Source organism: Arthrobacter sp. H41 (assembly GCF_000520535.1).
Taxonomy (GTDB): Bacteria; Actinomycetota; Actinomycetes; order Actinomycetales; family Micrococcaceae; genus Arthrobacter_D.
The window spans coordinates 1-8,661 of the sequence record NZ_KI914773.1 but is presented as its reverse complement, the minus strand read 5'-3'; the positions used below and the strand labels follow the sequence as shown (position 1 = coordinate 8,661).

General features: G+C 66.6%; 9 protein-coding genes. All 9 read left to right on the top strand.

Annotated elements, in window-relative coordinates; all coding sequences use genetic code 11:
- Positions 1-391: winged helix-turn-helix domain-containing protein (locus Y705_RS17315; RefSeq protein WP_162149036.1), on the top strand; the 391-nt coding region annotated here is incomplete at its 5' end.
- 214 nt (positions 392-605) lie between these two features.
- The gene (gene mshD / locus Y705_RS0104075; RefSeq protein WP_026531918.1) at positions 606-1,619 is read left to right on the top strand and encodes a mycothiol synthase; all 1,014 of its coding nucleotides are present in this window, start codon (positions 606-608) and stop codon (positions 1,617-1,619) included.
- 81 nt (positions 1,620-1,700) lie between these two features.
- Positions 1,701-3,923, top strand: coding sequence for an RNA degradosome polyphosphate kinase (locus Y705_RS0104070; protein WP_026531917.1), 2,223 nt, complete (start codon positions 1,701-1,703; stop codon positions 3,921-3,923).
- A complete protein-coding gene (locus tag Y705_RS0104065) occupies positions 3,923-4,891 on the top strand; it encodes an NUDIX hydrolase (protein WP_049822257.1) in 969 nt (322 codons plus the stop codon). Before Y705_RS0104070 ends, Y705_RS0104065 begins: the two co-directional genes overlap by 1 nt.
- Before the next feature lie 68 nt (positions 4,892-4,959).
- Positions 4,960-5,739, top strand: a complete 780-nt coding sequence (locus Y705_RS0104060; protein WP_049822262.1) for a thymidylate synthase — start codon at positions 4,960-4,962, stop codon at positions 5,737-5,739.
- On the top strand, positions 5,736-6,281 hold the full coding sequence (locus Y705_RS0104055) for a dihydrofolate reductase (protein WP_049822256.1): 546 nt from the start codon (positions 5,736-5,738) through the stop codon (positions 6,279-6,281). The genes Y705_RS0104060 and Y705_RS0104055 overlap by 4 nt, the downstream gene beginning before the upstream one ends.
- A gap of 67 nt (positions 6,282-6,348) precedes the next feature.
- On the top strand, positions 6,349-7,506 hold the full coding sequence (asd, locus tag Y705_RS0104050; RefSeq protein WP_049822255.1) for an aspartate-semialdehyde dehydrogenase: 1,158 nt from the start codon (positions 6,349-6,351) through the stop codon (positions 7,504-7,506).
- 89 nt (positions 7,507-7,595) lie between these two features.
- A complete protein-coding gene (locus Y705_RS0104045) occupies positions 7,596-8,024 on the top strand; it encodes a hypothetical protein (protein WP_026531912.1) in 429 nt (142 codons plus the stop codon).
- Between the two features lie 64 nt (positions 8,025-8,088).
- Positions 8,089-8,463 (top strand): DUF7793 family protein, encoded by a 375-nt coding sequence (locus Y705_RS0104040; protein WP_026531911.1) that lies wholly within the window; start codon positions 8,089-8,091, stop codon positions 8,461-8,463.
- Positions 8,464-8,661 lie beyond the last annotated feature (198 nt).

Sequence of the window (8,661 nt, the reverse complement as noted above, 5' to 3'; positions counted from 1 at the left end):
GGTCGAGGCGCGCCTGCGGCTGATCATCGCGCGGTCCGCCGCGGGCGGGGACGCGAGCACCGAGATCCATGCGTCGGGCGTCGTGATCGACGAGGCCAGCTACACGGCGAGGGTCAATGGCGAGCCGCTCAACCTCACGTACAAGGAATTCGAGCTCCTGAAGTACCTCGCGCAGCACCCGGGCCGGGTCTTCACGCGGGACCAGCTGCTCCACGAGGTGTGGGGCTACGACTACTACGGGGGAACGAGGACCGTCGACGTCCATGTCCGGCGGCTGCGCGCCAAGCTCGGCACCGATCACGAGCAACTCATCGGCACCGTGCGTAACGTCGGGTACCGCTTTACGCTGACCCGGACCCCTGAGGGCGTAAACTCGAACGTCAACGCCTGACAACTCGAAGCCCATGAAGACAGAAGAACCCCTCCACTGACGGTGGAGGGGTTCTTCTGTCGCCTTGCGGCCTTGGTGGAGGACATACGGGTCGAACGTATCGCGGGCACCCCACTGGTGCATCCCCCTCGAACGAGTTGCAACGCTACCCCAGATGTTCGGTCCCCGCCAAACCGGCCTGATGCGGCGCCGTGCGGGGCACTAGGCTGGGCGCATGACCGCCACCGCTTCGAACCCCACCTGGACCGTCACCCGGAAGGAAGGCGTTCCTGGATCCCGGATACTCGAGGAAATTCTTACGCTCGCCTCGGCATCGACGGAAGCCGACGGCAATCCGCCGCTGTCGGAGCAGACACTCGTCAATCTCCGCGCGTCCGGGAGCGAGGCACCGCGGGTGATGGTTTTCACCGCCCGGCCCGGCGCCGAAGGCACCGCTGCCACCGACGACGACGGCGACGGCGAGCTCGCCGGGGTGGCGGTCCTGAGCCTGGCAGGCGATGCCGGCAGCTCGCCGGACTCCGGTGTCATGGAGCTCGTGGTCGCCCCCGACTGCCGCGGTGAAGGAGTGGGCACTGCCCTCGCCGAGGCCGTCCGCGCAGAGGACTTCCCCGGACTGAAGGCGTGGTCCCACGGGAACCATCCTGCAGCCGTGGACCTGGCTGCCCGGTTCGGGTTGAAGCCCGTGAGAGAGCTGTGGCGGATGCGGCTGACGCGGGCAGCACTCCAAGAGTCCGCACCGGAACTTGCCCTGCCCGAGGGAGTGACGCTGCGCGCGTTCGTCCCCGGCCAGGATGAGGAAGCGTGGCTTGAAACGAACCGGGCGGCCTTCGCCCACCATCCCGAGCAGGGGTCGACCACACTGGCGGACCTCCGCGCCCGGATGGCCGAGGACTGGTTCGATCCGGACGGATTTCTCCTTGCCGAGCGCCCGGGTGTTCCCGGCCTGCTCGGCTTCCACTGGACCAAGGTGCACCCGGCGGTGGGTGCACATCCGTCGATCGGCGAGGTCTACGTGGTGGGTGTTGCACCGGCGGCGCAGGGCCTCGGTCTGGGCAAGGCCCTGACTGTCGCCGGCATCAACCATCTTCATCAGCGCGGACTCCAGGCCATCATGCTGTACGTCGACGCCGACAACACGGCCGCCGTCGCTCTCTACCGCAGGCTGGGTTTCACCCGCTGGGACGTCGACGTCATGTACGCAGGTGGCGAAGGCACCCCCAGCTTGTAAGGTGGGTTCGAGCTGGGGATACCCGCTTCAGCCCTCGCCACGGACACCGCAGCAGGCACGTTGAGAACCGCAGGAGACAGTATGGAATCCGAAATCACCGTCCGAGTCCCCTCACGCTACGGTTCCTCCGAAACATCACCGGCGCGGGCCACCCAGGACCGCATCGACCTCCCTGACTTCGCACCAAGCCTGCTGCCCTCCGGCGATATCAGCCCTGACCGTTTCCTCGACCGGGAGATCAGCTGGCTGGACTTCAACGCCCGGGTCCTCGAGCTGGCCGAGGACCCTGATCTTTTCCTCCTGGAGCGCGTGAGCTTCCTGTCGATCTTCGCCTCGAACCTCGACGAATTCTTCATGGTCCGGGTGGCCGGCCTCAAGCGGCGCATCGCCACGGGGCTCGCGGTTCCCTCGGCCGGGGGCCTCAGTCCGATCGAGCAGCTGGAAAAGATCATGGGCGACGGATACCGCCTCCAGCAGCGCCACGCGGCGGTCTTCGCCGAGCAGATCCGGCCGGCGCTGGCCGAGGAGAAGATCCACCTCACCACCTGGGAGGAACTGGACGGCCCGGCCCGGGAGGAGCTGCGCAGGCTGTTCGCGGAAAAGGTCTTTCCCATCCTGACGCCGCTCGCCGTGGATCCGGCCCACCCCTTCCCCTACATCTCCGGGCTCTCGCTCAACCTGGCCGTGGTGGTCCGCAACCCCGTCAGCGGGAAGGAGTTCTTCGCGCGTCTGAAAGTCCCCGACCAGCTGCCCCGCCTCGTATCGGTGGACGGGCCGCGCGCCGGCAACGTGGCAGGGCGGATCGCCCGCTTCATCCCGCTCGAGGAAGTCATCGCCGTCCACCTCGACCAGCTGTTCCCCGGCATGGAGGTCCTTGAGCACCACACCTTCCGCGTCACGCGGAACGAGGACCTCGAGGTGGAGGAGGACGACGCCGAGAACCTCCTGCAGGCGCTCGAGAAGGAGCTGCTGCGCCGACGTTTCGGGCCCCCCGTGCGCCTCGAGGTCACCACCGACATCAACCCGAGCATCCGGGCCCTGCTGTCCCGCGAACTGGGGGTGGAGGAGGACGAGGTCTTCGACCTCCCGGCACCCCTCGATCTCCGCGGGCTCAGCGTCATCGGCAAGATCGACCGCGGGGACCTGCACTACCCCAAGCATGTTCCGCATACGAGCCGCCACCTCAATGAGAGCGAAACGTCCAAGGCCGCCAACGTCTTCGCTGCGATGAGGCGGCGGGACATCCTGCTGCATCACCCGTACGACTCCTTCTCCACGTCGGTGCAGGCGTTCCTCGAACAGGCCGCCAATGATCCGAAGGTGCAGGCCATCAAGCAGACCCTGTACCGCACCTCGGGCGACTCGCCGATCGTCGACGCACTCATCGACGCAGCCGAAGCCGGCAAGCAGGTGCTTGCTCTCGTGGAGATCAAGGCCCGTTTCGATGAGCAGGCCAACATCTCCTGGGCGCGGAAACTCGAGCAGGCCGGCGTCCACGTGGTGTACGGGATCGTGGGCCTCAAGACGCACTGCAAGCTTTCCCTCGTGGTGCGCCAGGAAATCGACGGACTGCGCCGTTACAGCCACATCGGGACCGGCAACTACCACCCGCGCACCGCCCGGTACTACGAGGACCTCGGGCTGCTGACCGCCAATGACCAGGTGGGCGAGGACCTCTCGCGCCTGTTCAACCAGCTGTCCGGCTACGCCCCTAAGTCCACGTTCAAGCGCCTCCTCGTGGCGCCGCGCTCCGTGCGCTCGGGGCTGATCGACCGCATCGAGAAGGAGATCGCCAACCGCAATGCCGGCCTGGCCGCCCGCGTGGTCATCAAGGTGAACTCCATGGTGGACGAGGCGATCATCGACGCCCTGTACCGCGCGTCGCAGGCGGGCGTGCAGGTCGACGTGATCGTCCGCGGTATCTGCTCCGTGCGTCCCGGGGTTCCCGGGCTCAGCGAGAACATCACCGTCCGGTCCGTCCTCGGCCGTTTCCTCGAGCACTCCCGCGTCTTCGCCTTCGCGAACGGCGGGGACCCCGCGGTGTTCATCGGATCCGCCGACATGATGCACCGCAACCTCGACCGCCGCGTGGAGGCCCTGGTCCAGCTCAGCGCTCCGGAGGACATCGCCTACCTCATCGCACTGATGGACCGGTACATGGATCCGACGACGTCGAGCTGGCACCTCGACGAAACCGGGTGCTGGTCCCGCCACCACAAGAGTGAGGACGGTTCTCCCCTGAACGACGTGCAGTCCTGGCTGCTGGCGTCCCGCTCGCGCCAGCGCGCGATCTCCCGGCGTTGATGGCGCTTTCGGAGCAGGCCCGCCCGGCGGTGGTGACGCCCGGGGGACCCCCCGACGTCGTCGCTGCCGGCACCCTCTGCTGGCGCACCGAGAAGGGCAGGCTCGAGGTTCTCCTGATCCGCCGCCCCCGGTACAGGGACTGGTCCTGGCCGAAGGGAAAGCTGGACCCGGGTGAGACCACGCCGGAGTGTGCCGTCCGCGAGACCTTCGAGGAGATCGGGCTGCAGGTCCAGCTCGGAATTCCGCTTCCCTCGATCTGGTATGCCGTTCCCTCCGGTCTGAAAGTGGTGTATTACTGGGCCGCCCGGGCGGACCGTTCCGTGCCGGTGCCCGACGGCAGCGAAGTGGACGAGGTCCGATGGTGCACTCCGGACAGGGCCCGCGAACTGCTGAGCAACCCGTCCGACGTCGAGCCGCTCGAAGCGCTCGTGGACGCGCACACCCGCAAGGATCTCCTCACCTGGCCCCTCCTCGTGGTACGCCATGCCAAGGCCAAGCCGCGGTCCTCCTGGAGCCGGGCGGAGGGTGAACGGCCGCTTGCCGCCACCGGCCGCCGCCAGGCCGTGGCGGTCAGCCGGCTGCTTCAGGCGTGGAGTCCCGAGCGCGTGATCAGCAGCCCCTGGGTGCGGTGCGTCCAGACCATCTCCCCCTACGTCACGAAGCGCGACGCAAAGCTGAAACTGGTGGACGCACTCACCGAGAGCGATGCCGCACGCAAGCCGGGCCGGGCGCGCGCCGCGGTGGAGAAGACCTTCGACAAGCGGAAGTCCGTGGCGATCTGTACCCACCGTCCGGTGCTGCCCCTGGTGTTCGAGGTGCTCCGTACCCACATGACGTGGCGGCTCTCGGCACTCCTTCCCGCCGAGGACCCCTACCTGTCCCCGGGCGAGGCCGTCATCTGCCAGATCAGCGGGACCAACCACGGGCGAATCGTCTCGGTGGAGCAGTTCCGGGCCTACGACGACTAGCTTGCAACTAGACTTCTACCGTGAATCATCCCTTCCCCACCCCCTATGAAGACCTGCTGCGCGACGTGATGGCCAACGGTGCCGCGAAAAGCGACCGCACGGGGACCGGAACGCGCAGCGTCTTCGGCCGGCAGCTGCGTTTCGACCTCAGCGAATCCTTCCCCCTGATCACCACCAAGCGCGTCCATTTCAAGTCGGTGGCTCTCGAGCTCCTGTGGTTCCTGCGCGGTGAATCGAATGTGTCGTGGCTCCAGGACCAGGGGGTGTCCATCTGGAACGAGTGGGCGGACGACGACGGCGAGCTCGGTCCGGTCTACGGCGTCCAATGGCGGTCGTGGCCCACCCCGAACGGCGGCCACATCGACCAGATAGCCCAGGTCATCGAGGGCCTGAAGACCGACCCGGATTCCCGGCGCCACCTCGTTTCAGCGTGGAACGTGTCCGAGCTCTCCGACATGGCTCTGCCCCCGTGCCACGCGTTCTTCCAGTTCTACGTCTCTCCCGGGAAGGACGGCGGTCCGGGCAGGCTCTCCTGCCAGCTGTACCAGCGCTCCGCCGACACCTTCCTCGGGGTTCCCTTCAACATCGCCTCCTACGCCCTGCTGACCCTTCTGGTGGCAGAGCAGACCGGGCTGGAGCCCGGTGAATTCATCTGGACCGGCGGTGACGTCCACATCTATGACAACCATCTGGACCAGGTGAACGAGCAGCTGTCACGGGAACCCTACGCCTACCCGCGACTGCGCATCAGGACCAAGCGGGACAGCATCTTCGACTACGCCCTGGAGGACTTCGACGTGATCGACTACCAGCACCACCCCACTATCAAGGCGCCGATCGCCGTATGAGCGGGCAACTGAACGCACGGGACGTGGTGGGCTCGGGCCCGGTGATCGGCATGATCTGGGCCCAGACCGAGGGCGGCGTGATCGGCAGGGATGGCGGCATGCCCTGGCACGTTCCCGAGGACCTGGCACATTTCAAGAGCACGACGTCGGGCCATCCCGTGGTGATGGGGCGGCGGACGTGGGAATCGTTCCCTGATCGGTTCCGGCCGCTGCCCGGACGCACGAACATCGTGGTGACGAGCGCCGACGCCATCGAGGGCGCCGTCGTCGTCAATTCGGTCGACGCCGCGATCGAGACAGCGCTGGAAAGTGCGGGCGGCGAGGAAGTCTGGATCATCGGCGGCGGCAAGGTGTATGAGACTGCGGTGGCCCGGGCGAATGCGGCGTTCGTCACCGTCATCGAGGACGAGATGGAGGGCGATACCTTTGCGCCATTGCTCGACTCCGACTGGAAGCTCAGCGCCCTGACCCCCGAGACGGGCTGGCTGACCGCGGAGAACGGGACGCGATACCGGATCAGCCTCTGGACGCGGATCTCCTGAATTCGGCCGGCGAACAGGGAACGTCATGAACTCCTGCCCGCCGGACCACTCCCCGTAAACTGGAGGCATGACTTCAGCAGCCGCTTCCTCCCTGCCCTCACTTCTGCCTTCAGTCGGATTCGTCGGCTGGCGCGGCATGGTGGGCTCGGTCCTCATGCAGCGGCTCCAGGATGAAGGGAACTTCGACCTCGTCAACCCCGTCTTCTTCTCGACGTCGAATGCCGGCGGAGAGACGCCGTCGTTCGCGGCGGGTGCCGGGCCGCTCGAGGATGCGTACGACGTCGAAACCCTCGCCAAACTGAAGATCATCGTCACGGCGCAGGGCGGCGACTACACGGCCGAGGTGTACCCGAAGCTGCGCGACGCCGGCTGGGACGGCCTCTGGCTCGACGCAGCGTCGACGCTGCGGATGGAGCCGAGCTCCATCATCGTGCTCGACCCCGTCAACCGGGATGCGATCGACGCCGGCCTCGCCCGCGGAGTTCGGGACTTCATCGGCGGCAACTGCACGGTTTCCTGCATGCTGATGGGCCTCGGCGGCTTGTTCCGCAACGGGCTCGTCGAGTGGGGCACCTCGATGACCTACCAGGCCGCGTCCGGCGGTGGCGCGCGCCATATGAGGGAACTGCTGACCCAGTTCGGGGCCATCCACGGCAGCGTCGCGGTGAACCTCGACGATCCGGCATCGGCCATCCTCGATATCGACCGCGCCGTGCTCGCGCAGCAGCGGCATCCGGAACTGGACGCCACTCAGTTCGGCGTGCCGCTGGCCGGATCAGTGATCCCCTGGATCGACGCCGACCTCGGAAACGGGCAGTCCAAGGAGGAGTGGAAGGCCGGTAGTGAGACGAACAAGATCCTCGGCACCGACCTCGCCGGCAAGCGGATTCCGTTCGACGGCCTGTGCGTGCGGGTGGGCGCCATGCGTTCGCACTCGCAGGCGCTCACGCTCAAACTGACCCAGGATCTCCCCGTCAGCGAGATCGAGCAGCTCATCGCAGCCGACAACGAGTGGGTGCGGCTCGTTCCGAATACCAAGGAAGCCACCGTGGCGAACCTGACCCCGATCGCGGCGACGGGAACCCTCGACATCCCGGTGGGCCGCATCCGCAAGCTCGAGATGGGCCCGGAGTACATCAGCGCCTTCACTGTCGGGGACCAGCTGCTCTGGGGTGCCGCCGAGCCGCTGCGCCGCATGCTGCTGATCAGTACGGGCAACCTCTGACGGTCTCCCTGCGCATGGGCCCCGGAGCAGCCCGGTGCGTCGATCCTTTCTGAGCCCGGAATGTCAGAGGGCGCAGGCATGATGTGGGCATGGACCCCGCGAACGTAGATTCCGTTTTGAAGCGCTTCTTCGCCGCAAGCGGCCAGGCGAGGCATCCGGAGACACAGCTGCGTTATGCACGTGTTCAGAAGCATCTGCGGTCCTTCCTGGAGAACGACGGCGTCGCCCTGCTCAGCTCGCCGAGCGCCCGGCTTCTGGAACTTGAGGCGCAGTTCCAAGCCGATTCGGCCTACGCCCGCGTCATGGGCGCCGAAGAGCTTCTGCACGCCCTTCCCGCATTCCTTACGGGAGCCCACCTGCTGCCCGACTTCCACGACCGGCTGGCACAGATCAGCCTGGCGTCCCGGCTTGCCCAGTGGCTTTGCTCGCGGCAACTGGTGGAGCGCGCCTCCTCCTGGGAGGATGTGGTCCTCACCCGGGCAGCAGCGGAGCGTGCGCGCAGGTCAGTGGTGACGTGAACCACCGGCGGCCCATTGCTAGTAGCCTCGACTTCACTCCACCTTGTTCGATGAAGGAACGCCCGTGCCGCAGGAACCCGGAAAACCGTTCAGTGTCTCCCTCGAGGAGGGTTTCCTTCGGCTCCGCTGGGAGCCCGGAACGGCGATCACCCACGCGGTCGGCGTCGCTGCCGCTTCGGCGCTCGCCGACCTTCACGGCCCTTCAGTACTGCCGTTGCTGGTGAACATGAGTGGCATCAGCTTGGTGACGCCTGAGGCGCGCGAGGGCATGATGAATTACAGAAGGTTTTCCCATGTCGCCCTGATCGGCGAGGACCCGGTCGATGAGGTGATGGCCGCGTTTTCCCACCGTTCCCCCGTGGCCACCCGCTACTTCACCTCCGAAACCGACGGGCTGCACTGGCTGCTGAAACAGGAACTAGGAAGGCGTTCGGGTTGACCGAGCAGCACCTGCCCGGAAGAACGGGTTATCCAATCCATCTGCGACCATGCGACCTCTCTCGGCCATGCCCGCGAATGGGCGGGTCCGCAACAATCGGAGGCGGCGCTTGAACGGTGGTAGGAATGTAACGAGACGCACCAGCAGGGGGTTACGTCCCGCTGAGTGGTGGAGTTTTCTCGACACCGTGCGGGTCAG

Coding starts and splice junctions, on each gene's coding strand:
- Y705_RS0104070 (WP_026531917.1), top strand. CDS start 1,701: ATGGAATCCGAAATCACCGTCCGAGTCCCCTCACGCTACGGTTCCTCC.
- Y705_RS0104060 (WP_049822262.1), top strand. CDS start 4,960: ATGGCCAACGGTGCCGCGAAAAGCGACCGCACGGGGACCGGAACGCGC.
- Y705_RS0104045 (WP_026531912.1), top strand. CDS start 7,596: ATGGACCCCGCGAACGTAGATTCCGTTTTGAAGCGCTTCTTCGCCGCA.
- Y705_RS0104065 (WP_049822257.1), top strand. CDS start 3,923: ATGGCGCTTTCGGAGCAGGCCCGCCCGGCGGTGGTGACGCCCGGGGGA.
- Y705_RS0104055 (WP_049822256.1), top strand. CDS start 5,736: ATGAGCGGGCAACTGAACGCACGGGACGTGGTGGGCTCGGGCCCGGTG.
- asd (WP_049822255.1), top strand. CDS start 6,349: ATGACTTCAGCAGCCGCTTCCTCCCTGCCCTCACTTCTGCCTTCAGTC.
- mshD (WP_026531918.1), top strand. CDS start 606: ATGACCGCCACCGCTTCGAACCCCACCTGGACCGTCACCCGGAAGGAA.